The following is a 26,353-nucleotide window of genomic DNA, read 5'->3' as shown; positions in this document are numbered from 1 at the left end:
TGCTCAGTCCTGCGCGGGTCGCAGCCGGAGGCGGAGGTCGCCGCCGACGTGCCGGCTATCGACGATGCTCATCCGCAGCCGCTGCGCCATGTCCGCAAACCCCAGCCCATCGAACAGCGGACGCGCACGCTCGCCCATCACCACGGGTGCGACGTAGAGCAGCAATTCATCCACCAGGCCGGCCTTGAGCAGTGCGCCGGCCAGCGTTGCGCCCGCCTCGACATGCAGTTCGCCAATCTCGCGCTGCGCCAGCAGGGCCAGCACGGCGTGCAGGTCGGCCACGGCGCCCTGCACCGGCACGGCCGCACGCTCGGCGGCCAGTTCGCGTGGCGGCTTGATGTCCGGCGCATGCAGGTACAGCGTGGGGGCATCGCCTTCGCGCACCTTGCCGCGCGCGATGGTGGCGAGGCCAGGGTCGAGCACCACGCGCAGGGGCGGCACGAACGGCGTGTCGTCGCCCAGGCGCACGGTCAACGAGGGGTCGTCGGCCAGCACGGTGCCTGCGCCGGTGAGGATGGCGCCCGCACGCGCGCGCCAGCGCATCACGTCGGCGCGCGCGGCCTCGCCGGTGATCCACTTCGAATCGCCATTGGCCATCGCCGTGCGTCCGTCGAGGCTGCAGGCCAGCTTCACCCGCACCCATGGGCGGCCGCGCTCGATGCGCGACAGGAAGCCGACGTTGAGCGCCCGCGCCTGCGCTTCCATCAGCCCACTCGCCACGTCGATACCGGCATCGCGCAGGCGTTCGAAACCGGCGCCATCCACCTGCGGGAACGGGTCGCGCATCGCCGCCACCACGCGAGACACGCCCGCCGCGACCAGTGCGTCCGCGCAGGGGCCGGTGCGCCCGGTGTGCGCGCAGGGCTCCAGCGTGACATAGGCGGTGGCGCCCTTGGCACGCGCGCCCGCGGCCTGCAACGCGAACACTTCCGCATGCGGACCGCCCTGGCGCTGGTGCCAGCCCTCGCCCACCACTTCTTCGCCGCGGGCGATCACGCAACCAACCATCGGATTGGGCTTGGTGGTGTAGGCGCCGCGCTCGGCTAGGCGTAGTGCGCGGGCCATCATGGCGTGGTCGGTGGCGGTGAAGTCGGTCATCGGCCGATTCTAGCCACGCCCGTCGACGGGACGATGACGCTCAGCGCTTCCGCCCCTTGCCCGCGCCCTTGTCGAACGGCACCACGTCGCCGGACAGCAGCGGCAACTGCGCCTCGCCCGGCAGGTCGCGTTCCAGGCGGTCGAGCTCTTCGCGGAAATCGGTGATGTCCTCGAACGAACGATAGACCGAGGCGAAGCGCACGAAGCCCACGTGGTCCAGCTTGCGCAGTTCGGCGATCACGAATTCGCCGACGCGGCGCGACGGCAGCTCGCGCTCGGTGGTCATGCGCAGCTGGTGCACCACGGCGCGCACCGCGGCCTCGATCTGCTCTTCGGACACCGGCCGCTTGTGCAGCGCGCGGTCCAGGCTGATGCGCAGCTTCTTGGCGTCGAACGGCTCCCGCCGGCCGTCGCCCTTGATGATCACCGGCAATTTCAGTTCGATGGTTTCAAGCGTGCTGAAGCGCTCGCCGCAGGCCTCGCACTCGCGACGACGGCGGATCGTCGCGCCGTCTTCCGACGCGCGCGAGTCGATGACCTTGGTGTCCTGGTGCTGGCAGAAGGGGCAATGCATGGCGTCGGGCGGGTTTTAACCCGCCATCTCCGTAGCGTCAACGGCGCGGCGGAACACGTTCCGCCCTACCCGTAAACAGGGAATTGCTTGCATTGCTGCGTCACCGCTTCGCGCACGCGCGCCAGCACCGCCTCGTCTTCCGGCGCGTCCAGCACGTCGCACATCCAGTTCGCCAGCGCGATGCAGTCGGCTTCCTGGTAGCCGCGCGTGGTCACCGCGGGGGTGCCGATGCGCAGGCCGGAGGTGACGAACGGCTTCTGTGGGTCGTTGGGCACGGCGTTCTTGTTGACGGTGATGTGCGCCTTGCCCAACGCTTCCTCGGCGGCCTTGCCGGTGATGCCCTTGCCGATCATGTCGACCAGCATCAGGTGGTTTTCCGTACCACCGGAGACGATGCGGTAGCCGCGCTCGATGACGACCTTCGCCATCGCCTGCGCGTTCTTCACCACCTGCTGCTGGTACGCCTTGAATTCCGGCTCCAGCGCTTCCTTGAAGGCTACGGCCTTGGCAGCGATGACGTGCATCAGCGGCCCGCCCTGGATGCCCGGGAACACGATGCTCTGCAACTTCTTGGTGATCTCGGCGAAGGCTTCGCCGGCGCCCTGCTCGCTGGACACGATGATCCCGCCGCGAGGCCCGCGCAGCGTCTTGTGCGTAGTCGAGGTGACCACGTGCGCATGCGGCACGGGGTTCGGATACACGCCCGCGGCGATCAGGCCGGCGACGTGCGCCATGTCCACGAACAGGTAGGCACCCACCTTGTCGGCGATGGCACGGAACCGCGCCCAGTCGATCTTCTGCGAGTACGCGGAAAAACCGGCGACGACCATCTTCGGCTTGTGTTCCAGCGCCAGCTTCTCGACTTCGTCGTAATCGATCAGGCCGTCGTCGTTCACGCCGTACTGCACGGCGTTGAACAGCTTGCCCGAGGCGTTGACCCTGGCGCCGTGGGTCAGGTGGCCGCCGTGGGCCAGCGACATGCCGAGGATGGTGTCGCCCGGCTGCAGCAGCGCGAAATACACCGCCTGGTTGGCCTGCGAGCCGGAGTGCGGCTGCACGTTGGCGTAGTCCGCGCCGAACAGTTGCTTCAACCGGTCGATGGCCAGTTGCTCGGCGACGTCGACGTACTCGCAGCCGCCGTAGTAGCGCTTGCCCGGATAGCCTTCGGCATATTTGTTGGTCAGCTGGCTGCCCTGCGCTTCCATGACCCGCGGGCTGGCGTAGTTCTCGCTGGCGATCAGCTCGACGTGGTCCTCCTGCCGACGCACCTCGTTGGCGATGGCCTGGGCCAGTTCGGGATCGTAGGCTTCGATGCGGGAATCGCGCGGGAACATCGGCTCTCCGTGGGGGCGCAGGGGAACCGGGATTGTAGCGCGGCAGGGCCCGGCAGCCGCTGTCGGAGGCCCGGAACGCACGAGGCGCGCCCCGTGGGACGCGCCTCGCCTTGCCACTGGTGCCCGCGCTGGATCAGCCGCGCAGGATCAGGTCCACGATCACCCCGGTGGCGATGCCCACCAGCAGGTAGTGGCCCAGGTCGTCGCGGACCCAGCGATGGCCCCGCGGCGGGTGGCGCAGGCCGTAGCCACGATAGTCGTGCACCACGTACACCGGCCGGTTGTAGTGGTGGACGTAGCCACCACGCGCCCACGGCGGCGGACCGACATGGCGGCGCGGCGCGGGATGGTAGACGTGGCGGACCGGCGCACGGTGGTGGACGACGCGCACCGGCGGGCTGTAATGGCGCGAATGCGCGTAGTCGCGGAGACGGTCCTGGCGATGGTCGTAGCGGGCATTGCGACGGTCATGGCGACGGTCCTGGCGGTAGTCGCGACGGTCGTGCCTGCGATCATGGCGGTCATGGTCGCGATGGCTGGAGCCGTGGCGGCCCCGATCATCGCGCGCCTCGGCCGGCAGTGCGGTGCCGAGGGTCGCGAATGCCAATGCCAGGGCGGCCCCCCATTTGAGCGAACTGTTCATGCTGTCCTCCGAAGTTCTGGACGTCTTCCGCACACCGGAATCCGTACCACCGACTATCGGATGGCAAGCCTGAATCGCAGCGACCTGCAACCGTTTGCAGCCTGCAATTGGTGGCTCGTGTTTAATGTTTGCTCAGCAGCGCGCTTGTCCGTGCTCACGCACGCCGAAAGCGCGAGTCCGCGCGCCGCAAGCTGAATGAACAGGTCGCGTCACGCGACGCGACACCGTCGCCTATTCGTACGGAATGAAATCCGACACCAGGCCGCTCGAAACGACGACAAGCAACACGTCGCCGCTGTCGGCGCACATCCAGCGCGCGCCGCCAGGCGGACGGCGCAGGCCATGGGCGTGCGGATTGCGCACCTCCTGGAACCGGCGGTCACGGACATCGACATGACTGCCCGCGCGCCAATGCCCGACCGGTGCATTGGCCTGCCGACGGCACGCCGCTTCGCGGCTCCGATTGAGGTCGGCCCGGTCATGGCGGCCGTAGTCCGGGTGGTCGCGCACGGCCGCGCGCCGGGCCTCGGCCTCCAGGTACTGCGCGCGATCCGCTTCCGGGTCGGATGCAGGCGGCTCGCCCGCACCAAGCCCGCCAGCGGCCAGTGCCGCCACGAAAGACAGCAGGATTGCGTTCGGCAACGGATGCTTCATGGCTCGGCTCCTCTCGCTGGCTCGGACCACGCCCCACCCCGCTGTGGCGGATCACTGGTCATTGATCCTGCGGGCAACCCTGCCGGGGCGCAAGTCCGGCGACGCCTGGCCGAACCGGCCCGATGGGGGGAACCGCTATAATTGCGCGATTCCCGACCATCCCACGGCCCGCGCCCCGCGCGTGGGCACGGCAACGCTTACCGGAGCCCCCATGTCCTCGCAGTACATCTACACCATGAACGGCGTCAGCAAGGTCGTGCCGCCGAAGCGCCAGATCATCAAGGACATCTCCATCTCGTTCTTCCCCGGGGCCAAGATCGGCCTGCTTGGCCTGAACGGCGCGGGCAAGTCGACGGTGCTGAAGATCATGGCCGGCGTGGACACCGACTTCGTCGGCGAGGCGCGCGCGCAGCCGGGCATCAAGGTGGGCTACCTGGCGCAGGAGCCACTGCTCAAGCCGGAGCAGACCGTGCGCGAGGCGGTCGAGGAAGGCGTGGGTGAAGTGCTGCAGGCGCAAGCCGCGCTGGACAAGGTGTACGAGGCCTACGCCGAGGAAGGTGCCGACTTCGACAAGCTGGCCGCGGAACAGCAGCGGTTGGAGGCGATCCTGGCCAGCGGCGACGCGCACACCCTGGAACACCAGCTGGACGTGGCCGCCGATGCCCTGCGCCTGCCGCCTTGGGACGCGAAGATCGGCAACCTGTCGGGCGGCGAGAAGCGTCGTGTCGCGCTGTGCCAGTTGCTGCTGCAGAAGCCGGACATGCTGTTGCTGGACGAGCCCACCAACCACCTCGACGCCGAGTCGGTGGAATGGCTGGAACAGTTCCTCGCCCGCTACACCGGCACCGTGGTGGCCGTCACCCACGACCGCTACTTCCTCGACAACGCCGCCGAGTGGATCCTCGAACTCGACCGCGGCCGCGGCATCCCGTGGAAGGGCAACTACACCGAGTGGCTGATCCAGAAGGACAACCGCCTCAAGCAGGAAGACAACCAGGAGAAGGCGCGCCAGAAGGCGATCCAGAAGGAACTGGAATGGTCGCGGCAGAATGCCAAGGGCGGGCGCTCCAAGGGCAAGGCGCGTCTTGCGCGCATGGAAGAGCTGCAGGCCGTCGATTACCAGAAGCGCCAGGAGACCAACGAGATCTTCATCCCGCCGGGCGAGCGCCTGGGCGCACGCGTGGTGGAGTTCAAGAACGTCTCCAAGCGTTTCGGCGACCGCCTGCTGATCGACGACCTGAGCTTCGTGGTGCCCAATGGCGCGATCGTCGGCATCATCGGCCCCAACGGCGCCGGCAAGTCGACCCTGTTCAAGATGATCACCGGGCAGGAGAAGCCCGATTCGGGCAGCATCGAAATGGGCCCGACGGTGAAGATCGCCTATGTCGACCAGAGCCGCGAGAAGCTCGAAGGCAACCACAACGTCTTCCAGGAAGTGTCGGGCGGCGCCGACATCCTCAACATCAACGGCGTCGAGATCCAGTCGCGCGCCTACATCGGCCGCTTCAACTTCAAGGGCCAGGACCAGCAGAAGATGGTCGGCACGCTGTCGGGCGGTGAACGCGGCCGCCTGCACCTGGCCAAGACGCTGCTGCAGGGCGGCAACGTGCTGCTGCTCGACGAACCGTCGAACGATCTGGACATCGAAACCCTGCGCGCGCTGGAAGACGCGCTGCTGGAGTTCCCCGGCAACGCTTTCGTGATCTCGCACGACCGCTGGTTCCTGGACCGCATCGCGACCCATATCCTCGCCTTCGAGGGCGACAGCCACGTGGAGTTCTTCCAGGGCAACTACCGCGAGTACGAGGAAGACAAGAAGCGCCGCATGGGCGACGATGCCGGTCCGAAGCGCCTGCGGTTCAAGGCGTTGAAGTAAGGCAGGCACTGCCTGCCCTGGTCGCCACCTGCGCGAAGCGTTGCTGCCATTGCGTCATCCCTGCTCAGGCGGGAAGTGCTTTTACGACAGCCGTATGGCTGGTCATCCACCAGTAGCCCCCGGAGACCACACCATGACCATCGAGCACGCACACGAACTCGAAGGCCTGCGCCGGGCCGGGGCACTGGTGGCGTCGATCCTGTCGACGATGCGCGAGGCTGCATCGGACGGCGTGCGCACGCGGGATCTCGACGCACTGGGCGCTAAGGCGATGCGCGAGGCCGGGGCGCGTTCCGCGCCGCAGCTGACGTACGGTTTCCCCGGTGCGACCTGCATCAGCGTCAACCGGGTGGTGGCGCACGGCATTCCGGACGACACCGTGTTGCGCGACGGTGACCTGGTGAACATCGACGTCTCGGCGGAACTCGACGGCTATTTCGCAGATACTGGCGCCAGCTTCGTCGTTGGCACCCCGAATACCGCGCAGCAACGGCTGCTCGACGCCACCCGCGAAGCGCGGGACGCGGCCATCGCCCAGCTGCGCGCAGGCGAGCTGCTCAACGGCATCGGCCGCACCGTCGAGGCCGTCGCCGCCCGCCGCGGCTTCCGCGTGATCCGCGATCTGCAGAGTCATGGCGTGGGTCGCGCGCTGCACGAAGCGCCCGGATCCATTCCCGGCTATTACGACCGCCGCGACACCCGCCGCCTGCACGACGGCATGGTGATCACCGTCGAACCGTTCCTCGCCACGCATGCCACGCGCACCCACGCCCTCGATGACGGCTGGTCACTGGCCTGCCCGAAAGGCGTCGGCGCGCAGTTCGAGCACACGGTCGTCGTCACCCACGGCGCGCCGATCATCGTCACCTGAGGAGCCGGGGATGCCGTCGTCGTTCATGCAGAAGCTCCGCGACCGCTGGCAACAGGCCGATACCCTGCTATGTGTCGGACTCGACCCCGATCCGGCGAAGTTCCCGGACGCCTTCGTCGCCGACGAGGATGCGCTGTTCGCGTTCTGCCGCGACATCGCGGATGCCACCGCGGAGTACGCCTGCGCGTTCAAGCCGCAGATCGCCTACTTCGCCGCGCACAACGGCGGCGAGGCGGCATTGCAGCGGCTGATCGCGCACCTCAACGCCACGCATCCGGACGTACCCGTCATCCTCGACGCCAAGCGTGGCGACATCGGCAGCACGGCCGGGCAGTACGCCGTGGAAGCCTTCGACCGCTTCGGCGCGGATGCCGTCACCCTCAACCCCTACATGGGCCACGATTCGGCCGCGCCGTTCCTGCAGCGCAACGACCGCGGCTGCATCTTCCTGTGCCACACCTCGAACCCGGGCGCGCGCGACTTCCAGGAACTCCCGGTCGATGGCGCGCCGCTGTACCAGCACATCGCGCGCACGATCGCGGAGGAATGGAACGTCGACGGCAATTGCGCGCTGGTGGTGGGCGCGACTTTCCCGGAAGAGCTGAAGGTCATCCGCGCGATCATCGGCGACATGCCGCTGCTGATCCCCGGCGTCGGCGCGCAAGGCGGCGACGTGGAGGCCGTGGTGCGCAACGGCCGCACCGCCGACGGTACCGGGCTGATGGTCAATTCCTCGCGCGGCATCCTGTACGCATCGATGGATGCGGATTACGCAGATGCCGCCGCGAACGCCGCCAGGTCGCTACGCGACGAGATCAACCGCTATCGCAACTAGCGGCGCGCAAGTCGCTCACGCAGCGTGGATCGCCGCGCGCAGCGCCACGACCGGGAACCGCAGCCAGATCATCGCGAACACCGCCGCGCGGACGTGCGGCGGGCGCCGTGCGGACTCGAACTTGCGGAAGTAGCGCCACAGGCCGCGGTGCTTGTGCCATTCCACGAATACCGGCCTGGCGCGACTGGACACGCCGCGCACATGCACTACCTGCACGTCGTTGGCGACGAACAGCCGGGCCCCGGCGTCGCGCGCACGCCGGCACAGGTCGAGATCCTCGGCGTGGAGGCGGTAGGCCTCATCGAACCCGCCGATGCGTTCGAACAGGCGCCGAGGCACCAGCATGACCGCACCCGAGATCGCCTGCACCGGCTGCAGGGCTTGCGCATCGTCCACTGCAATCGACAGGTCGCGCGCGGCACGCGATCGCAGCATCGCCGCGAAGTCGGGGTCTCGGCGGCGGGCGGCGGCGTCGCGCGTGCCGGCTTCGTCGACAAGGTCGGCGCCGAGCACCACGTCCCTTCCTGCTCCGGCCGCGTGCGCCGACAACCTGCGCAGCGCATCGGCTTCCAGCAAGCAATCGGGATTGACGAATGCGATCCACGCCGCGTCGCCATCGCGCGCACCCTGGTTGCAGGCCACGGCGAAGCCCGGATTGTCCGGATTGCCGATGAAGTGCAGCCGCGGGTCCAGCGATGCGTGCCGCTGGACGATGGCGAGGGTGGCATCGCACGAGCCGTTGTCGACCACGCGGATCTGCACGATGCCCTCGGCGCCACGCAGCCGCTGCAGGCAGTCGTCGATGGTCGACGCGCTTTCGTGGGTGACGACCACGGCGCAGATGCCATCCGTTTGGATGCCGGTCACGAGGCGTCGTCCCCGTCCACGAGCGATTCGTCGATTGCCATCCCGCCGTCGCGCGGCGCGAACAGGTCAGGCTGGCGCGCAGGCGCATCGGCATCGGCCAGCAGCGCGGCGAGGCGTTCGCGCTGCAGCCGCAACGGATCGCGCATCAGGAATGTGGCCAACCGCGCGTGCCAGGCCGGCCAGCGCGCAGCCAGGGCCTCCATGTCGCCATCGTAGGGACCACCCTCGCCGCCCCGCGCGACGAAGGCCGTTTCGCACAAGGCGTTGCGCCAGCCAAGGCCGGAAAAGCGCATCGACAGGTCGATCAATGCCGCATACCAAGAAGCGTAGCTGGAGACATCCAGTCCGCCCGCCTTTGCACGCGCCGTGCCCCGCAGCAGTACCGCGTGCGCCACGGCCGCCGGCAGTTCCGGATGCTGCGGCGGCATGGCCGCGCAGGCGCGTGCCAGTCCACCCAGTTCGCCCGGCATGGCATCCACTTCGCCGATGCGCGGCCACGACGCCGACTCACCGGCGTTGCACCACGGTGTCGCGGTGGCGATGGCCGCGTCGCGCGCGAAGCACGACGCCAGCTGGTTGGCCCAGCCCGTCGCGGGTACCGCATCGGGCGCCAGTACCAGCACGTCGGCCGTGCCACAGGCTGCAAGTGCCTCGTCGAGGTGCGCGACCTCGCCGATCGGGCGCTGCCGGCGCGTGTAGTCCGCCTGCAGCCGGGTGTTGGCAAGCCAGCGTTCGATGATCGCCAGGCCACGCGGCCCGGCCTGCGCATCGTCGGCCAGCCAGATGCGGGTGCCTGCGGGCGTGCCGGCATCCAGCGCGGCGAGGCACGCATCGAGGGCGTCGTCGTCGACGCCCACGGGCAAGAGCACCACCGGGAGCTCATGCATGGCGACGGCCCCCGTCCGCCATGTTCAGTTGCGTGTCGGGTAAAGGGGTTCCAACGCGCGGAAGCGGCGGCCGTACTCATCGGTGAGGTCGCGCGCTTCCTGCGTGTTGCGAACGATGCGCGCGGTGATCAGGATGATGGTTTCGTTACGCTCCGTACGCGATCCCTGGGTGCCGAACAGGCCACCGATGACCGGGATGCGGCTGAGGCCCGGGATACCGTTGCTGCCCCGCTCCACGCCATCGTTGATCAGGCCGGCCAGCATGATCGTGTCGCCATCCTGCGCGATCGCTTCAGTCTTGAGTTGGCGCTGGCTGATGCGGAAGTTGCCGTTGGCATCGGCATTGCCGACCGGCGCGCTGATCTCCTGCACGATCTCGAGGAACACCGTGCCGTCGCGGGTCACGCGCGGGCGCACCTTGAGGATGGTGCCGGTTTCGATGTACTGGACCGAGGTGAGGCTGCTGTCGCTGCCGAGGATCGGATTGACCGACACCGTGGACACCGGGATGCGGTCGCCGACGATGAACTGGGCCTCGATGTTGTTGCGCACGAACACAGAGGGCGTCTGCAGCAAACGCACATCGGTCACGCTGTCGAGCGCGCGGATGATGGCGGCGGCATCGTTCTTGAACAGCGTCCATGCCATCCCTGCGGCGCTGACGCTGCCGCCGAACGTGCTCCAGTTACCGGGGATCAACGGGTTGACGTTGCGGTCGAGCGTCGACGGCAAGTTGGCGCCCTGGGTGCCATGGTTCTCGATGAACCATTGCACGCCGTACTCCAGTTCGCCGCTCAACTGCACCTGCGCCACCTGCGCCTCGATGTGCACCTGCATGGGCATCACGTCGAGGCGCTCGATGACATCGCGCATCGAGCGCCACGCGCCCGGGCTGGTGCGCACCAGCAGCGAATTGGTCTCTTCGACCGCGGACACGCCGACGCGGGTGCCGTCGATCTCCAGCATCACGCTGCCGCCGCCGCCCTGGGACTGGTCGAGCGACAGCGCGCCGCCGCCCAGGCCGCCGCTGTTGCCACCCAGGCCGCCACCGGACAGGCCGCCCTGCGACGACATGCCATCGTCCATGCGTCCGCCCCCCATGCCACCATCGCTGATGGTGCCCGAGGTCAGTCCCGGCATCAGCGACGCGCCGCCGCCACTACTGCGCCCGCCGCCGCCTCCGAAGACTTCCGACAGGCGATCGGCCAGGTCGCGCGCCTTGATGTACTTCAGCTCGTACGAATACAGCCGCGCTTCCTGACCGGCACTGTCGATGCGCTCCAGCCACTGTTCGATCTCGTCGAGGTAATCGGGCTGCGGGGTGATGACCATCACCGCGTTCGCACCTTCCAGCGGCATGAAGCGGAACATGCCCGAGACCGGGGACTCGGCTTGCGCACCGAACACCTTTTCCAGATCCGACACGACCTTCGCGGCACGCCCCGACTGCAGGGGGAATACGCCCACCGACATGCCCGACAGCCAGTCCACGTCGAAGATCTCGATCGTGCGCAGGTAATTTTCCAGTTCCGCGCGCGAACCGGAAATGGTGATGACGTTGCGGCCGTTGTCCACGTGCACGATCGAGTTCGGACGCGCGTAGGGCTTGAGGATCTTCTCCATCTCGGTCGCGGAGATGTAGCGCAGCGGCACCACGCGCGATTCGAAGCCGCGCGCGCCGGTGGCGGCACCGGTGCGCGGTGCGACGGTGCCGGTGGCCATCGCGGTCTCGGCAGGCACGATGTTGTAGCGGCCATCGGAGTAAAGCAGGCGGGCGTTGTTCCAGCCCAACACCATCTCCAGCACGCTCAATGCCTCGGCCGGGCTGACCGGCTTGGCGGTGACGTAGGTCACCGTGCCCTGCACGCCCGGCGCGATGATGTAGTTCTGGCCCAGCATGTCGCCCAGGATGGCCTTGACCACGGCGTGGACCGATTCGCCCTCGAAGTTGAACTCGGCCTGGCCGGTGGTGCCGCCCAGGTTGGGCGGCGGCGCCGACGCCGCGCTGCGATTGATGACCTGGCCGGTGCCGCGCCGGATCTGCGCGCGCGGCCCCTCGTCCACGTCGAGTGGCTCGGCCTGGATGCCGTCGCCCTGCGCCGCCCGGGGCGGCGCGTGCACCCCCTCGCGGTGGACATTGGGCGGGGGCATGGTGGCGCAGGCCGCCAGCAACAGGACCAGCGCGGTCACCAGTGCGGGCTTGAGGGACGGGTTGGGCATCATCGGCACGAGTCTACGGTGTCTGGTTGTTCTGCTGGGCCTGTTCGCGCAGGCGGGCGCGGCGTTCTTCGATCCGCCTGCGGATGGCTTCCACCTGGTCAGGGGAAGTGCGGGCGGCAGGCGTGGTCTCGGGGGCGACGCCCTCGGTCACCTGCGGCACCGGCATCCCGTTGGCATCGGTCACGGCAGGCGTGGGCGCCGACGATGCGGCGGCGGATGCATTGGGGCCGGCATTGGCCGAAGCGGGCGGCACGGACATGGCAGACCGAACGCCCGCCGTTCCAGGGTCAGGACTCGCGCCGACCGACATCCGGGTCGGCGGCTCGCCGCCCACGCCATCGAACTGCCGCAGTTCCAGCGTCATTTCGCCATCCGGGCCGTTGAAGACGGCAGTCCGCGAGCTGATCGACGCCAGCGACCAGTTCGACAGCCCGTCGACGGCGTCCCCGACCTTGACGCCGATCGAGCGGCCGCCGTCGGTGGGCTGCAGGATCACCATCTCCAGCGACGGGGTGCGCAACACACTGGTCAGCACGAAGTCGAAGGCACCGCCGCCATCGCCGGCCTCGGCCATCGGGTCGATCAGGAACGGCTGTGGCCGGCGATCGTCGGTGAACAGCGGGCGCGAAGCCGGTTCGGCGTACTGCTGCAGCGCACCCAGACGCTCGGGCAGCGGCTCGAACGCACCCGGTAGCGGACGCAGCAGGCTGGCGTCCTCGTCGAGGCGGTCGATGCTACCGGCCATGCCGAACAGCGCCAGCAGCCACAGGCAAAGCGCCCAGCCGGCCAGCGTGGCCAGCAACCAGGTGCGCGGGGCGGCCTCAGCGATCCGCATCGGTGCCTCCCGGCAGCGGCTGCAGATAGCCGTACAGGTCGAAGCTCACGTCCAGCCCACCACCACTGGTCTGGTTGCCGGTGAACTGGAACCGCTGGGCGAGGATGTTGAGATTGTCGACGAAGAGCCGCGGCGTGCCCTGCTCCAGCGCATGCAGCACGGCCACCAGCTCCGGGTTGCCGCAGTTCAGGCGCACCTGCACCGCGGCGCGCGGGAAGCGTTCGCGCCCGGCGTCGGCCAGTGGCGAACGGTTGGTGATGGCGCAGCTGCGATTGCCCGGGCTGGCCTCGGCCACCACGGTCTCCAGGCGCTGCACCAGCGCGGAGGTGGCGAGCTGTACGTTCGCCTCGGCCATGAAGCCGGGCACGTTGGCGGTCTGCGCGCGCACGTCCTCCAGCCGCTGCTGCACGGCAGGCGCCTGTTGCAGCTCCATGCGCGCGCGCAGGTCGCGCTGCTGGAGCGTGTCGATCTCGGCGTTGATACGCAGCATCGGTGCGGTCCACCACGGATGCACCAGCAGCAGGTAGGCCAGCGCCAGCACGCCGCCCAGGATGGCGAGCGCCAGCCAGCGGTCGCGGCGGGAGGGCTCAGCGTGCATTCGCGACCCCTGCATTGTCCGGGGCACCTGGACTGTCGGCACCGCGCACGACCCGTTGGGCCGTCAAGGTGAACCGGTCGCGTCGCGTCCGCGGATCCGGCTGCAGGGCCCCGGCCAGCGCAGCGTTGCGCCACAGTGCGGAGCCTTCGAGCTGCTGCACGAGGGAGGAAGCTTCGCCACTGAGGCCGATCAGCAGGATCCGGTCGCCTTCGATCGACAGCTTCTCGAGATACGTGTTGTCCGGGAGGCGGCGCGCCAGTTCATCGACCACCTCCACCGTGGTCGGCAGGCCGGCACGGGTGTCCTGCAGGAAGCGCGTGCCTTCCACCAGGTTCAGCAGGCGGCGCTGCTCGACGGCCGCGCCGCGGGCCTGGCGCACCTGTTCATCCACCTGCTGCGCGAACAGGTCCGCCGCGGTGCGGCGGTTGTCCAGCATCTGCCACAGCCCGGCGGCCAGTGCCAGCACGGCTACCGCAGCGAACACGAGGTTCCACTTGCGCCACGGGTCTTCACGCCGCAACTGGCGTGCGGTTGGCAGCAGGTTCACGCCCAGCGTGCCGCCGCGGCCATCGTCGACGTCCACGCCGGCCAATGTGGCCGCGATTGGGCCCAGAACATCCAGTTCCGCGTTGACGGCCGCTTTCGGCACCACCACCAGCTCGACGTCGAGCTGGCCATCGCCGCGACGGGCCAGCAGCCGCGCATCGTGGTGCACGTCGGCGGCGGTGAACGGGGTCTGGCGATCGATCTCGAACGCCAGCACGTCGCGCAGGCGGTCGGCCGCGGCGGCCGGCAAGGTCAGCGAGCGGCGCAGCACCATGGCCGCAGGCAACACCAGCCAGCGCGGGACATCAGCGTGCCGTTGCGCCAACAATCCGGCGAGCGGATCGGCGACGCTCGCGTGCAAGTCGGCCAGCGGCAAGGCCGCCGTGCTCCGCACCCCGCCACCACGCAGCATCGACAGTGTTACTTGGGTGTCGACGCGCCGGAACAGCAGGCGCTGCGGAATCCAGCCAAGCAGGTCGCGCACGCGGGCCGGCAGCCAAGCCGCAAGCGCGCCCGTCCACCAGTGCCAGAATCCGGACAGGCGCGGGCGCAGCCCGGCGTCGATCCGACGCCATCGTCCGCTGAGCCCCTGCGCTTGGGGTTGTGCTGGATCCACTGCAGCCATCATCGGGGCCTGGCGCCCTCCTCCCATCGCAAGATCGTGTACGCCGCGCCCGGCAGCCCGCTGGCCCCGGTGCGGACGACCGCACGCAACACCGCCTGGCGGCCATCGCCGAGGCGCGCATGGCTGTCGATACTATACGTGCCGCTGCCCGCGCCCACGAACAGCGCGTCCTGCGGAGACGCGGGCTGTTCACGCGCGGCCAGCACAGGTTCGGGATCCACCCCAACCGCCTGCAATACCGGGCCGCTGGCGAACCGCGTATCGGGCATGGGCAGGCCGGTGTGGACGGTCAGGTGCGGTTCGATCCGCGCGAACAGGGCCGGGGTCATGCCCAGCACCTGCAGTACTTCCGCCACGCTCTCGAACGGCGCGTCCTTGGCCCCGTACGGCAGGCCCGCGGCGGCGTACTGCGGGTCCTCGGCGCCGCCCTGCGGCTGGGTCATGTCATCGGCATCGCGCCAGTCGAGGATCGCGGCGGCAATGGCATCGGCCTCGGTGGGGTCGCTGCCCAGCACGCGCAGCAACGCCGACAGCAGCCGTGCATCGGCGCCGTTGAGGTCGATCTTGCCGGCCTCGTCGACGATGCGCACTTCGATCTCCGCGCCATCGAACTGCCAGGCATGCGGCCGACCGTCGACGCTCCACTGCAGCCGCGGGTCGGGATCGCCCACGCGTGTCATCGCGTACTCCAGCCCGGCCCGCGCGACCTGCTCCGCCGCCACGCCGGCATGCAGGGTACGGCCCTGCATGTACTCGATGCGCGCCGACAGCGCGAACGCACCCACCAGCGCCGCGAGCAGCACGATCAGCCACAGCACCAGCATCAGTGCCGCACCGCGCATGCCGCGTCGGCCCGGAACCTGTTCACGATCTCCGAACAGCCTGCGCCGCGCTTGCTGGCGTGCCGGGCAAGGAAGAGCGAGGGCGCGCATGTCGACATGCAACCGGGCGATGACGCGGCCTTGCGCGTCGGCAGGTGCAGCCCGGAGGGCGGCTGCATAGCGGCCACGCGGGTCGTCTGGAGACCGCGGACAGGTTCTCATGGCCGCACCGTCGGGATCGTCGCCACCCCGCCCTGCGGCAGCGCCACCACCAGCGTCGGCCAGTGCCCGCCGGACGCCGTCTCGATCTCCACCTGCACCTGCATCGGCAGGATGTCGCCGTACTCCCAGCGCTCCAGCCATTCGGTCGGGCGCATCTGCTCGTCGAGGCCGCGGTAGCGGAAGCGCATCGACGTAACGTCACTCACCAGCGGCTCGGGTGGGCGCGCATCGCCGTCCTCGATGGTTTCGCCGGCCAGTACCATCGCGAAGGACACCGCCAGCCGCCGAGGATCGCCATCGTCGAACAGTTCGACGTCGTGCAAATGCGGACCGCCGCGTCCCAGGTAGTCCGGCAGGTCGGCGACGAAGCGCACGCGCTGCGGTTCGCCGATGAAGCGCACGGCGCGGCCGGTGTCGGGTTCGGTGGCGAATGCAATCGGCAGCGTCGACGACAACCGACGGCGCAGGAAGCCCTCGACCGCCCGCATGCGTTCGCTCTGCTGTGCGATGGCCTCGGCGCGATTCACGCTGGCGGTGGCGGCGCGCAGGGTGGCGAAGCCGAGCGCCAGGCCCGCCGCCAGCACCGCGGTCGCCAGCAACACTTCGATGAGGGTGAAGCCGCGCTGCCTGCCTGTGGACGATTGCATGCCAACGAGGCCGTCGCCGCGGTACGCTGCGCCAACCGCTTGCCCGGCAATGAGGCCGTCGCAACGGCTGACACCAATGACTCGCCCGGTCTCGGCCCCCGGCAACCTCTGCCCGCCCACCATCGACTGCCCGACAGCCGTCCCTTGCCCACGGCTGAAACTGGCCGCATCCGTCGAACCGGGCGGTGGCTCTCGCCGCATCAGAACAGCCCCCCTTCCGCACCTGGCTGCACCAGCCGCAGCGTCGACACCTGCAGTCGCTCGCGTGGCGTGCCATCACCCCAGGTCATCGTCAGCTGCAGCCGCAGCAACCGCGGGCCGCTCGCCTCGACGACAGGCGACGGGGGTCGCGCACCATCAACGTACGGCTCGATCTCCATCGACCAGCGATAGCGGCCGTCTTCCAGTTCGCCATTGCTGTGCCCGGGCTGCAGGGCTTCGCCGACCCCGGCCTGGTCCAGCAGCGATTGCGCCAACAGCGCCGCGCGCCCGGCATCCGCAGACCAACGCACCTGGCGCATGCCGCCGGACAGCGAACCCAGCAGCACGGTCAACGCCACCGCGAGGATGCCGAACGCGACGATCACTTCCAGCAGGGAATAGCCGCGTTGCGATTCCCCTGTCGATGCAATCCGCGGCCAACCGCCGCGACGGCCCGTCAGCGTGGACCGCAGGCGTGCCGGTACAGGCGCGATACGCAACGTCATCGTCCGGCCTCCACGCGACGCATCGTCACTTCGCCCGTCAGCCAGGCCACGTCGATGTTGCGTGCGGCTGCGCCGGCAGACAGCTGCACACGCCCGCCCGTGGATGCGCCATCGCCGAAGAACACGATGGCACCGATGCCTTCCGCAGGCTGCAGTTCACGTGCACCGGTGAACGCGACGCCAAGCTGCGCAGGAATCTCGCCGCCACGGTCCTCGGCCGATTGCCAGGTGCGCGCGCGCGGGTCGATCACGAACTGTTGTGGCGTACCCGTGGCCAACGCGCGCGCCCGCGCATGGCGCAACTCGGATGCGACCCGCTTGGCGCTGGAATCCAGCCGCAGCCGATCGACACCGCCGGTCATCACGCCCGCGGCCAACAGCGCCATGCCGGCGATCAGCACCATCACCACCATCATCTCGAGGAGGGTGAATCCGCGCTGGTGTCCCGTCGGCGACGAACGTACAGAAGGCTCGGCATCGTCCCCGTCATTCATGTGCAAAGCCTGTCCCCAATGCAAACAGGCCCGGGCACCGATGGACGTTGATGCCGGGAATGGCAGATCCATGGCCCCCTGCCTGCACGGGGATGACCGCATGTGAGCATCTCGACGCAGCGCTTGGAGCGTCATGCCCCGGCCTTGGCTTCGTCCTGCGCCCCACCACGACGCGGGCCACGACAGAAGACAGATCGCGAAGCGCGCAGGGCGCGAGCGTGTGCCAAACCGCTCCCGATCCCGATCCCGATCACGCACCGCTCCACGACACGCTGCGCATCGCGGCTATTCGAAACGGATGTCCGCGTTGACGCTCTGCCCGCCTGGCGAGCGGTCGGCGCCAAGACTGACCAGGTCGAAAGGACGACCGTCGCCCGGCACCCGGTACTCGATCGGCGTCTTCCACGGGTCCACCAGGTCGTCGGCGCGCGCATACGGCCCCAGCCAACCCGTGGCATCGCCCGGCTGCACGACCAGGTCCTGCAGTGCATTGGGCAGGCGGCCGGTATCCATCTGGTATTGGTCGATCTTCTGCGCCAGCGTCTGGATCTGCGCCTCGGCGATGCGGTAGTTGGCGCGGTCACCGCCGCTGAGCACCTGACTTGCGGCGAACGCGACGAGGGCACCGATCAGCACGGTGACGATGATGATTTCCAGCAGGCTGAAACCGGCCTGCTTGAGGCGGGACGCCTGGTGCATGCCGATGCCGTGCCCAAGCGGGGCGCCAGGGAACGGCTTGTGCACGCGTCCTTCAAACTGCTGCGCGCTACGCGACGCAGCTAATGGAATGTTGCAGTCGCCACGGCTGATGCCAGTGGACAACCCCGACCTCCCGCCGGCAGACATCCCCCGCGCGCCCTTTCTCTTCTGGTACCTCGCACTACCCATCTGGCATTTCTCCTCTTGGCGCTTGTCCTCTCCGCCCGTCCGATCAATGCGGCCAAGGCGGCAAGCTGCGCGTGTTCATCAGGACTAGATCGTATTCGTCAACCCATAGATCGGGATCAGCACCGCCAGGATCACCACGCCGACGATGGCCGCCAGCACCACCGTCACCACCGGCACCAGCGCCGCCATCAAGCGGTCCAGCGCCTGCGCGGTCTCCTGGTCGAACGTATCCGCGGTCTTGAGCAGCATGGTATCGAGTGCACCTGACTCCTCGCCCACCTGCACCATCTGCAGCGCCAGGCGCGGGAAGCGCTTGCCCCTGGCCAGCGCCGTGGACAGGCCGACACCGTTCTTCACATCGGTCGCCGCGGCTTCGACATCGGCAGCGAGCGCGCGGTTCCCCAGCACCGCCTTGCCGATGCCCAGTGCCGCGATCAGCGGCACCCCGTTCTTCAGCAGGGTACCGAGCGTGCGCGCCAGGCGGGCGGTCTCGATCTTCGCCACCAGCGAACCGGCCAGCTTGCGCTGCAGCAGCCATTCATCGAACCCGGCGCGGAAGGCGGGGCGACGCAGGCTGCGCTCGAGCCACCACAGCGCAAGCACGGGGATCACCAGCAGCACGATCCACCAGTCGCGCACCAGCAGGCCCACGCCGAGCACCAGTTGCGTGAACCACGACAGTTCGGCGTCGAGGCTGTCGTACATCGACGCGAACTCCGGCACCACGTAACCCAGCAGGAACATCAGCGCGCCGCAGACCACCACCAGCAGGATCGCCGGGTAGATCAGCGCGTTGATGACCCGGCCACGCAGCAGGCGCGTGCGCTCGAGGTAATCGGCCAGGCGCTGCAGCGTTTCCTCCAGGCTGCCACCGGCCTCTCCCGCGCGCACCATGTTCACGTACAGCGACGGGAAGGTACCGTGCTGGCGATCCAGTGCCGTCGACAGCGGGATGCCGCTGCGCACCGCGTCGCGCACTTCGGAGATGGTGCGCTTGGCGGCCGCGTCCTCCGGCAGTTCCAGCAGGATCGACAATGCGCGATCCAGCGGCTGGCCGGCACCGAGCAGCGTCGCCAGTTGCTGGGTGAACTGCACCAGGCGCTGGCCGGCGAACGGTTTGGGCTTGAACAGCGAGCGCCACGCCGGTTCGCCACCGCCTTCGCTGGCCAGTCGCGCCTCGACCGGCAGGTGGCCCTGCTCCTGCAGGCGCAGCGCGACCTCAGCGTCGCTGGCGGCTTCCATCTGGCCATCCAGCATCTCGCCGCGCGCATTCAGCGCCTTGTAGCGGTACAGCGGCATGTTCAGCCCACCCGCTCGACCAGGATGTGCATTGCACGCTCGCCGGGTGCGCTGTCACCGACGCGATAGCCCAGCGCCGGCAGATCGAGTCCTGCGAACAACGACTCACCGCTGCCGAGCAGCACCGGCGCGACGGCAAGATGCATGTGATCGATGGCACCGGCTTGCAAGTACTGGCGGATCGTCCCGGCACCGCCGCCAACGCGTACGTCGGCAGCACCCGCCGCCTGTTTCGCCAGTGCCAGCGCTGCCTCGGCACCGTCGGTGATGAAGTGGAACATGGTGCCACCCGCCATCGCCAACGGTCCGCGGGCGTGATGGGTCAGCACGAAGACGTCGCAGTGGTAGGGCGGCTCGTCGCCCCACCAGCCGCGCCAGCCATCGTCGGGCCACGGTCCGCGCGAAGGACTGAACATGTTGCGCCCGAGGATCCACGCGCCGACGCCTTCGAAGCCACGCGCGGCGAAATCGTCATCCACGCCGGACTCACCGCCCTCCTGTCCCATCACGTTGCGCTGGAAGGTGCGGGTCGGACGGAACCAAGCATGCAGGCCCAGGCCGCGGGCGCCCAGCGGATCATCCAACGACTGCTGCGGACCGGCGGCGAAGCCATCGATCGAAACCGCAAAACTGTCGACCCGGACCTTGCCCATCAGGCGTCCTCGGTGACGCGAAGCACTTCCTCGATGGTCGTCACGCCGCGCAGGGCCTTGGCGATGCCGTCCTCGTACATGGTGCGCATGCCGGATTGCCGCGCGAGCTGTTCCAGCTCGCCCATGCCTGCATGGCGCATCACCGCGCGGCGAAGCGCGTCGTCCATCACCAGGAACTCCATGATCGTGGTGCGGCCGAGGTAACCGGTGGGCGCGATGGCGGACGGGCGCGGGCGATACAGCATGATCTCGCCCTCGGGCTGGAAGCGGCGCAGGCCGAACTTCTCGATCTCTTCGGGCGAGGCCGCGTAGCGCTCGGCATGGGTCGGCTCCAGCCGTCGCACCAGTCGCTGCGCCAGGATGCCGTTGACGGTGGACGTGAGCAGGTAGTCCTCGACACCCATGTCCAGCATGCGGGTGATGCCGCCCGCTGCGTTGTTGGTGTGCAGCGTGCTGAGCACGAGATGGCCGGTCAACGCGGACTGGATGGCGATGCGCGCGGTTTCCAGGTCGCGCATTTCACCGATCATGATGATGTCCGGGTCCTGGCGCACGATGCTGCGCAGCGCATGGGCGAAATCCAGGCCGATCTGCGGCTTGGCCTGGATCTGGTTGATGCCCTCGAGCTGGTACTCCACCGGATCCTCGACGGTGATGATCTTCACGTCGGGCGTATTGAGCCTGCTCAGCGCGGTGTACAGCGTGGTGGTCTTGCCCGAACCGGTGGGGCCTGTGACCAGCAGGATGCCGTGCGGCTGCTCCAGCACCTTCTCGAAACGCGGCAGGAAGTCGCTGGTGAAGCCGAGGCGTTCGAAATCGAACACCACCGTCTGCCGGTCCAGCAGGCGCATCACCACGCTCTCGCCGTGCGCGGTCGGCATGGTGGAAACGCGCAGGTCGAGTTCCTTGCCCTGCACGCGCAGCATGATGCGTCCATCCTGCGGCAGGCGGCGTTCGGCGATGTTGAGCTTGGCCATGATCTTGACACGGCTGATCACGGCGGCGGTCAGGTTGGACGGCGGGCTCTCGCCTTCCTCCAGCACGCCGTCGATGCGATAGCGCACCTTCAGCCGGTTCTCGAAAGGCTCGATGTGGATGTCCGACGCGCGCAGTTCGACCGCACGCTGGATCACCAGGTTGACCAGCCGGATGACCGGCGCCTCGGACGCAAGGTCGCGCAGGTGTTCGACGTCGTCGACATCGCCGCTGCCCTCGCCATCGGCGGTTTCGACGATCGCGCCCATCGCGCTGCGGCCCTGCCCATGCCAGCGCTCGACCAGGTCGCCGATTTCCGAACGCAATCCGACCGCCGGCTGGATCGGGCAGCCGGTCGCCAGGCGCACCGCCTCGATGGCGTACTCATCGTAGGGATCGGCCATCCACAGCAGCAGGCGACCACGGTCCTCGCGCAGCGGGCAGACGTTGAACTGCTTCAGGAAGCGCACGCTGAGCGGCTGCGCGTCCGGCATCAGTTCCGGCGGTTCGGCCGGCAGGTCCTTGCCAGACAGCAGGCGCAACGACAGGGTCTGCGCGCAGGCCTCGGCATGGTCGCGCTCGGACACCAGACCCAAGCGCGACAGCAGCTGCAGCAGGCTGCCGCCGGTTTCCTGCTGCAGGCGACGCGCGCGGGCCAGGTCGACGTCCTTGAGCTGGCCGTTGGCGACCAGCGCATCGACGATGCGCGCTTCAGCAGAGGTGGCCGGGAGGTCAGCGGTCGCGGATTGCGGAATCGCGTTCACATCGGAGATCACGAGAGCGGGACAGCGACTTTAGCACCGCCGGTTCACGCCCGGCATCGTCGCGCAGTGCCCAGCGTCCCATCGTCCAGACGGCAAAAGCCCCGGACTGGCCGGGGCTTTCGCTTGCAGCCTGACCGCAGGGTCAGTTGTGGCTGGCGAGCAGCCTGACGTTGCTGAACGCAGCCGTGCCAACGAGCTTGACGTAGTACGTACCGGCCTGGGTGGACGGCACGCGCACCGACTCGTTGTTGCCCGGGCGCGCCGAGGTGTAGTCCGCATCGCCGACGTTTGGCTCTTCACCGAAACTCACCAGCAAGGTGACGTTGCCGCTGCCGCCGCTGGTGGTGATGCTGAGCGGACCGCTGACACCGGCCGGCACTTCGATGGCATACAGCGCTTCGCTGCCGGCGTTGCCGGACAGGCCGTTGACCGCCACCTTGTTGACCAGAGGCGTGGCATCCGGCTCGCACTGCTCGACTTCGGGGTCGCAGGGCTCCACCAGCGCCTCGGTCAGCGCCGCCACCGGATCGACGATGCCCGAGCCCATCGGTGTGTTCGTGGGAATGGTGACCGGGAACGGACGTGCCGTTGCAACCAGCAGGTCACGCATCTGCTGCCAGTTCAACGGATCACGATCCGCCTCGACCAGCGCGCCCTGCACCATCGCGGCCACGGCCGCCACGTGCGGAGATGCCATGGACGTGCCGATGAAGCCCACTGGCGCAAAGTCGGTGGTCGGCCCCTGGGTGCCGGTATTGATCATCTGCCAGATGTAGCCGTTCGGGTTGCCATCGACGGCGCCGCCGCCGCCCGGGGCAGACAGGTCCACGCGCGCACCGAAGTTCGAGTAGCTGGCCTTGCCGCCGGTGATGCGGGTCGCGCCCACGCTGATCACGTTGTTGCACGAGGACATCGTGTAGTTGGCGGCATTGGCATTCGAATTGCCCGCCGCGACGACGATGATCGAACCGGCAGCGTTCACCTGGTTGATGGTGTTCTGGTACAGCGCCGAGCACGCTTGCGGTCCCTGGCTGCCCAGGCTCATGTTGAGGATTTCCGCAGGCGTGGGGTTGAGCGGAAGGCCCGGCACTTCGAGGCCGGCGGCCCAGAGCATGCCGTCGGAGATGTCGCTGCCGAAGCCGCCGCACGACCCCAGCACTCGAACCGGCTGGACCTTGGCACCATGCGCGAGGCCTGCAAGGCCCACGCCATTGTTGGTCTCCTGCGCCACCGTGCCTGCAACGTGGCTGCCATGCCAGGAGCTGATGTCGGCCGGATGCGAAGGCGCGCCCAGCTGGACGCAGTAGTTCGCCTCGATCCAGTCGCCCACGTCCCAGCCGCCCGCGACGCGCCCGTCGTTCGCGCGACGCGAGATGCGACGGTCGCTGATCATGTCGTAACCCGGAACGACGTTGGCCGCCAGGTCGAAATGGTTCTGGACGATGCCGGTGTCGAGCACCGCCACCACCACGCCTTCGCCGGTCGCGATGTCCCACGCCTGTTCCGCACCCACGCCGCCCACCGGGTTGCGGAAGTTCCACTGTGCGACCGAATAGTACTGGTCGTCCGGCACCAGGGCCGGCGAGAACGTCTGTGCGCGCTGGTACAGGCGGTCCAGCTCCACCACCTCGACACTGGGGTCTGCCGCCAGCTCGCGCATGAAGCTGGCCGCTTCCTGCGCATCGAGATGACGCGTGGTCTTGACCACGCTCCAGCCTTCCATGCCCATCCTGCGAAGGTGCGATGCAGATACCGCGCCCTTGCCGGCCGACGTCTTCGTCGCAGCCAGCGTGCGTCCAAGGCCAGCACGATCGACGGCGGACTTCAGGCCGCTCTCGATCATCCTGGTATCACGGGACTCCGCGGAGCCGGCTCGATACTTGACGACGAACCGGGCCCCACCGTCGCCCGCTGCAGGGGTCGTGGTCGTGTCGCGTACCGCACCCACGCTGAGCCCCTTCACGGTGGCCGCGGAAACGCCCACCACGGACACCAGAATCGCACCTGCAATCGCCACGCTGATCTTGTTCTGTTTCATGCCTTCGCTTCCTCGTTTGAAGTTCCATTCCGGGCCCGCAAGCCCATCTGAATCGTTCGTGCGCCCCAGGGCGCCCGCATGTCCCGCCCGGTTCCGTCGCTGACGCGACGGAACCGGCAACCCTTACCAACCGAAGCCGGCGCCAACGCCCACCGACTTCTCGTCGCCGCTGAACGCACCGCCGAAGGTCACGGTAGCGCGATCGCTGATCGCGCGCTGGTAGCCGACGGACAGCGCGCTCTCGCCGCCCTGGAAGCCGATGCCGACGCCAACCCGATTCTGCGTGCGGATGCCCGCGGCACTGGTCGCCATGTTCAGCATCGCCGCGCCCATCGCGCCCTGGCGGTCGATGCGGCGATCCTGGTCGGTGAAACGCTGTTCCAGCTGCTGCTGGTAGGCACCGAAGCTGTCGCTCCAGGCATTGAAACGCTGGTCGGTGTAGGCGTTCGCCGTAGCCACCGCCTGGGTGGCGGTGGACTCAAGCTGCGCCACGTTGACCGCGTCGGTGGCCTGCGTGCCGGCCGCGACATTGGTGACCTGGCGCTCGTTGCCCGCGCTACCCACCGACACGGTATTGGCGCGATTGGCGACCGATCCCTGGCCAAGCGCCACCGAATTGTCGGCGCTGGCCGATGCCCCGTGGCCCAGTGCCGTGCCATTCGTGCCAGTGACGCTGGCGCCCTGGCCGACCGCGGTACCCCCGGATGCCGACACCGTCGCGCCCTGGCCCACCGCGACGGCGTTGGTCGCGCCAGCGGCGATGCTGGCATTGGCTCCCATGGCCGTGCCGTTCGCCGCGTCGACGCTTGCATTCGCGCCGACCGCCACGCCATTGCCCGCCTGTGCCGACGCGTTGGAACCGATCGCGATCGCGTTCGAGCCGTCGGCGATGCTGGCATCGTCGCCACCGGACGGCTCGCCCCCCACCACGATCCGGGGGCTGACGCCGCCGTTGTTCTCGATCGAGGTCAGGCGATTACCGATCATGCTGATCTGCGCATCGATGGCCCCCAGGGCGTCGCCAACGTTGAAGAAGCTGGCACCCTGGATCACGTACGTCGGGGCCGAAAGCGTGCCGAAGGCCGTCACGGCGGCACCGCCGCCGAAGATCTGGGCGGCGCTTGCCATGGCGTCGTACATCTGGCCGCCGTTGATGGCATCCATGCTGCCCGCCGCCACCGCACCCGCCGCTACGTTGCGCAATTGCGTACCGTCATCGCCGGCGAAGGTCACGCTGCCGCGGTCGTCATCGTCGTACTGCACGGAGTTCGCGGCCACGCCCTCGATGTCGCCTACACGGGTGTCGAGGTCGTCGACGCGCCCTTCGACCAGGGTGACGCGCTGGTTGGTCTCGAACAGCTGGCTGCCGTTGATCGCATCCGTGCTGGTTTCGCTGACCTCGCCCGCCGCCACGTTGGTGATCACGGTGCCATCGACGCCCCCCAGCGTGATGACGCCCTTGTCGGCATCGTCGTAGACCACCGCATTCGCGGTGATTCCCTCGACGTCGCCGAGCCGGTCGTCGATATCATCGACGCGTCCTTCAACCACCGTGACCCGCCCTTCCACGACCGTCACCCGCTCGTTGGTCTGGAACAACTGGCCGCCATTGATGGCATCGGTACTGGTCTCACTGACTTCGCCCGCGGCGAGGTTGGTGATGAGCGTGCCATCGGCTCCAGCCAAGGTGATCGACCCCCTGCTCGCGTCGTCGTACAGCACCGCCATGTCGGCGACCGCCGAGACGGCATTGAGCTGCGCGAGGTTCACGGCATCGGTGTCCTGCGTGCCCGCCGCCACGTTCGTGATCTGGCGCTCGCTGCCCGCGCTGCCGACCGAGATGGAGTTGCTGCGATCAGCCACCGAGCCTTGGCCCAATGCCACGCTGCCATCGGCAAACGCTTGTGCGGCATTGCCGAGCGCGGTGCTGCCGGATCCGGCCGCATAGGCACCGCCGCCAATCGCGGTCGAACTGTCGCCCGAGGCTTCTGTCGCCAGCGATCCGCTGCCACCCACCGCCACGCTGTCGAAACCCGAGGCGATGCTGCCGCGGCCCACGGCCACGCTCGCTTCGCCCGAAGCCTCGGCGTCGGCGCCCAGCGCGGTGCTGTCCGCGCCGGATGCAATCGCATAGCTGCCAACTGCCGTGCCGTTGAAACCCGTGGCATTGGCATTGGCGCCAAGTGCAGTGGCGTAGTCCTCCCCTGCCACTGCGCCGGCACCGAAGGCCGCCGACTCGACGCCCGTGGCTTCGGCACCGGAACCGGTCGCGGTCGAGGCGAAGCCACTGGCCACGCTCTCGCTGCCCACCGCCACGGCGTACTCGCCCATGGCCTGGGCATACGCGCCCAGTGCGGTCGCGTTGGCCTGGTCGGCCACGGC

24 protein-coding genes are annotated in these 26,353 nt (G+C 68.6%); 3 read left to right on the top strand and 21 right to left on the bottom strand.

Going from position 1 to position 26,353, the window contains the following annotated elements:
- Positions 1 to 3: 3 nt before the first annotated feature.
- The 5 genes from ribD to E2F46_RS15620 all read right to left on the bottom strand — a co-directional run bounded on the left by ribD (position 4) and on the right by E2F46_RS15620 (position 4,303).
- Entirely contained in the window at positions 4 to 1,098 is a 1,095-nt protein-coding gene (ribD, locus tag E2F46_RS15640) for a bifunctional diaminohydroxyphosphoribosylaminopyrimidine deaminase/5-amino-6-(5-phosphoribosylamino)uracil reductase RibD (protein WP_133323518.1), read from the bottom strand.
- 40 nt (positions 1,099 to 1,138) lie between these two features.
- Positions 1,139 to 1,672: a transcriptional regulator NrdR gene (nrdR, locus tag E2F46_RS15635; protein WP_133323517.1), complete on the bottom strand. Its 534-nt coding sequence runs from the start codon at positions 1,670 to 1,672 to the stop codon at positions 1,139 to 1,141.
- A 65-nt stretch (positions 1,673 to 1,737) separates the two neighbouring features.
- Complete coding sequence (glyA, locus tag E2F46_RS15630; RefSeq protein WP_133323516.1) at positions 1,738 to 3,006, bottom strand: serine hydroxymethyltransferase; 1,269 nt, start codon at positions 3,004 to 3,006, stop codon at positions 1,738 to 1,740.
- A gap of 133 nt (positions 3,007 to 3,139) precedes the next feature.
- Positions 3,140 to 3,649, bottom strand: coding sequence for an RcnB family protein (locus E2F46_RS15625; RefSeq protein ID WP_133323515.1), 510 nt, complete (start codon positions 3,647 to 3,649; stop codon positions 3,140 to 3,142).
- A gap of 231 nt (positions 3,650 to 3,880) precedes the next feature.
- Positions 3,881 to 4,303: an RcnB family protein gene (locus tag E2F46_RS15620; protein WP_133323514.1), complete on the bottom strand. Its 423-nt coding sequence runs from the start codon at positions 4,301 to 4,303 to the stop codon at positions 3,881 to 3,883.
- Between the two features lie 211 nt (positions 4,304 to 4,514).
- Here E2F46_RS15620 and ettA point away from each other — a divergent pair, with 211 nt between their 5' ends.
- The 3 genes from ettA (at position 4,515) to pyrF (ending at position 7,885) form a co-directional block, all read left to right on the top strand.
- Positions 4,515 to 6,179, top strand: a complete 1,665-nt coding sequence (ettA, locus tag E2F46_RS15615; RefSeq protein WP_133323513.1) for an energy-dependent translational throttle protein EttA — start codon at positions 4,515 to 4,517, stop codon at positions 6,177 to 6,179.
- Positions 6,180 to 6,312: 133 nt separating this feature from the next.
- Positions 6,313 to 7,050: a type I methionyl aminopeptidase gene (map, locus tag E2F46_RS15610; RefSeq protein WP_133323512.1), complete on the top strand. Its 738-nt coding sequence runs from the start codon at positions 6,313 to 6,315 to the stop codon at positions 7,048 to 7,050.
- A 10-nt stretch (positions 7,051 to 7,060) separates the two neighbouring features.
- Positions 7,061 to 7,885 carry an orotidine-5'-phosphate decarboxylase gene (pyrF, locus tag E2F46_RS15605; RefSeq protein ID WP_133323511.1) on the top strand — a complete coding sequence of 275 codons (825 nt, stop codon included), beginning with the start codon at positions 7,061 to 7,063 and terminating at the stop codon, positions 7,883 to 7,885.
- 15 nt (positions 7,886 to 7,900) lie between these two features.
- Here the strand turns inward: pyrF and E2F46_RS15600 are convergent, their stop codons facing one another.
- The 16 genes from E2F46_RS15600 to E2F46_RS15525 all read right to left on the bottom strand — a co-directional run.
- Positions 7,901 to 8,752 carry a glycosyltransferase family 2 protein gene (locus tag E2F46_RS15600; protein ID WP_133323510.1) on the bottom strand — a complete coding sequence of 284 codons (852 nt, stop codon included), beginning with the start codon at positions 8,750 to 8,752 and terminating at the stop codon, positions 7,901 to 7,903.
- Complete coding sequence (locus E2F46_RS15595; protein WP_243720471.1) at positions 8,749 to 9,639, bottom strand: glycosyltransferase family 2 protein; 891 nt, start codon at positions 9,637 to 9,639, stop codon at positions 8,749 to 8,751. Before E2F46_RS15595 ends, E2F46_RS15600 begins: the two co-directional genes overlap by 4 nt.
- A 24-nt stretch (positions 9,640 to 9,663) precedes the next feature.
- On the bottom strand, positions 9,664 to 11,859 hold the full coding sequence (gene gspD, locus E2F46_RS15590; RefSeq protein WP_243720470.1) for a type II secretion system secretin GspD: 2,196 nt from the start codon (positions 11,857 to 11,859) through the stop codon (positions 9,664 to 9,666).
- Between the two features lie 13 nt (positions 11,860 to 11,872).
- Complete coding sequence (locus E2F46_RS15585; RefSeq protein ID WP_133323508.1) at positions 11,873 to 12,694, bottom strand: hypothetical protein; 822 nt, start codon at positions 12,692 to 12,694, stop codon at positions 11,873 to 11,875.
- Entirely contained in the window at positions 12,681 to 13,292 is a 612-nt protein-coding gene (gspM, locus tag E2F46_RS15580) for a type II secretion system protein GspM (protein WP_133323507.1), read from the bottom strand. The genes E2F46_RS15585 and gspM overlap by 14 nt, the downstream gene beginning before the upstream one ends.
- On the bottom strand, positions 13,282 to 14,463 hold the full coding sequence (locus E2F46_RS15575) for a PilN domain-containing protein (RefSeq protein WP_133323551.1): 1,182 nt from the start codon (positions 14,461 to 14,463) through the stop codon (positions 13,282 to 13,284). The genes gspM and E2F46_RS15575 overlap by 11 nt, the downstream gene beginning before the upstream one ends.
- Positions 14,463 to 15,305 (bottom strand): type II secretion system minor pseudopilin, encoded by an 843-nt coding sequence (locus tag E2F46_RS15570; protein ID WP_133323506.1) that lies wholly within the window; start codon positions 15,303 to 15,305, stop codon positions 14,463 to 14,465. Before E2F46_RS15570 ends, E2F46_RS15575 begins: the two co-directional genes overlap by 1 nt.
- Positions 15,306 to 15,502: 197 nt before the next feature.
- Positions 15,503 to 16,153 (bottom strand): prepilin-type N-terminal cleavage/methylation domain-containing protein, encoded by a 651-nt coding sequence (locus E2F46_RS15565; RefSeq protein WP_133323505.1) that lies wholly within the window; start codon positions 16,151 to 16,153, stop codon positions 15,503 to 15,505.
- A 200-nt stretch (positions 16,154 to 16,353) separates the two neighbouring features.
- Positions 16,354 to 16,860 (bottom strand): type II secretion system protein XpsI, encoded by a 507-nt coding sequence (xpsI, locus tag E2F46_RS15560; RefSeq protein ID WP_133323504.1) that lies wholly within the window; start codon positions 16,858 to 16,860, stop codon positions 16,354 to 16,356.
- Positions 16,857 to 17,354 (bottom strand): type II secretion system protein XpsH, encoded by a 498-nt coding sequence (gene xpsH / locus E2F46_RS15555; protein ID WP_133323503.1) that lies wholly within the window; start codon positions 17,352 to 17,354, stop codon positions 16,857 to 16,859. The genes xpsI and xpsH overlap by 4 nt, the downstream gene beginning before the upstream one ends.
- Positions 17,355 to 17,639: 285 nt before the next feature.
- Positions 17,640 to 18,053: a type II secretion system major pseudopilin GspG gene (gene gspG, locus E2F46_RS15550; RefSeq protein ID WP_133323502.1), complete on the bottom strand. Its 414-nt coding sequence runs from the start codon at positions 18,051 to 18,053 to the stop codon at positions 17,640 to 17,642.
- A gap of 273 nt (positions 18,054 to 18,326) precedes the next feature.
- Positions 18,327 to 19,541, bottom strand: a complete 1,215-nt coding sequence (gene xpsF, locus E2F46_RS15545; RefSeq protein ID WP_133323501.1) for a type II secretion system protein XpsF — start codon at positions 19,539 to 19,541, stop codon at positions 18,327 to 18,329.
- Positions 19,542 to 19,543: 2 nt separating this feature from the next.
- On the bottom strand, positions 19,544 to 20,194 hold the full coding sequence (locus E2F46_RS15540; RefSeq protein WP_133323500.1) for a dihydrofolate reductase family protein: 651 nt from the start codon (positions 20,192 to 20,194) through the stop codon (positions 19,544 to 19,546).
- Positions 20,194 to 21,924 (bottom strand): type II secretion system ATPase GspE, encoded by a 1,731-nt coding sequence (gene gspE / locus E2F46_RS15535; RefSeq protein ID WP_243720476.1) that lies wholly within the window; start codon positions 21,922 to 21,924, stop codon positions 20,194 to 20,196. Before gspE ends, E2F46_RS15540 begins: the two co-directional genes overlap by 1 nt.
- A 151-nt stretch (positions 21,925 to 22,075) precedes the next feature.
- Positions 22,076 to 23,971: a S8 family serine peptidase gene (locus E2F46_RS15530; RefSeq protein ID WP_133323498.1), complete on the bottom strand. Its 1,896-nt coding sequence runs from the start codon at positions 23,969 to 23,971 to the stop codon at positions 22,076 to 22,078.
- 123 nt (positions 23,972 to 24,094) lie between these two features.
- A partial coding sequence (locus tag E2F46_RS15525) for a YadA family autotransporter adhesin (RefSeq protein WP_207949612.1) occupies positions 24,095 to 26,353 on the bottom strand: 2,259 nt, incomplete at its 5' end.

This window comes from Luteimonas aestuarii (genome assembly GCF_004357985.1).
Taxonomy (GTDB): Bacteria; Pseudomonadota; Gammaproteobacteria; order Xanthomonadales; family Xanthomonadaceae; genus Luteimonas; species Luteimonas aestuarii.
The sequence above is the reverse complement of the archived record's forward strand: the minus strand, read 5'-3'. Positions and strand labels throughout refer to the sequence as shown.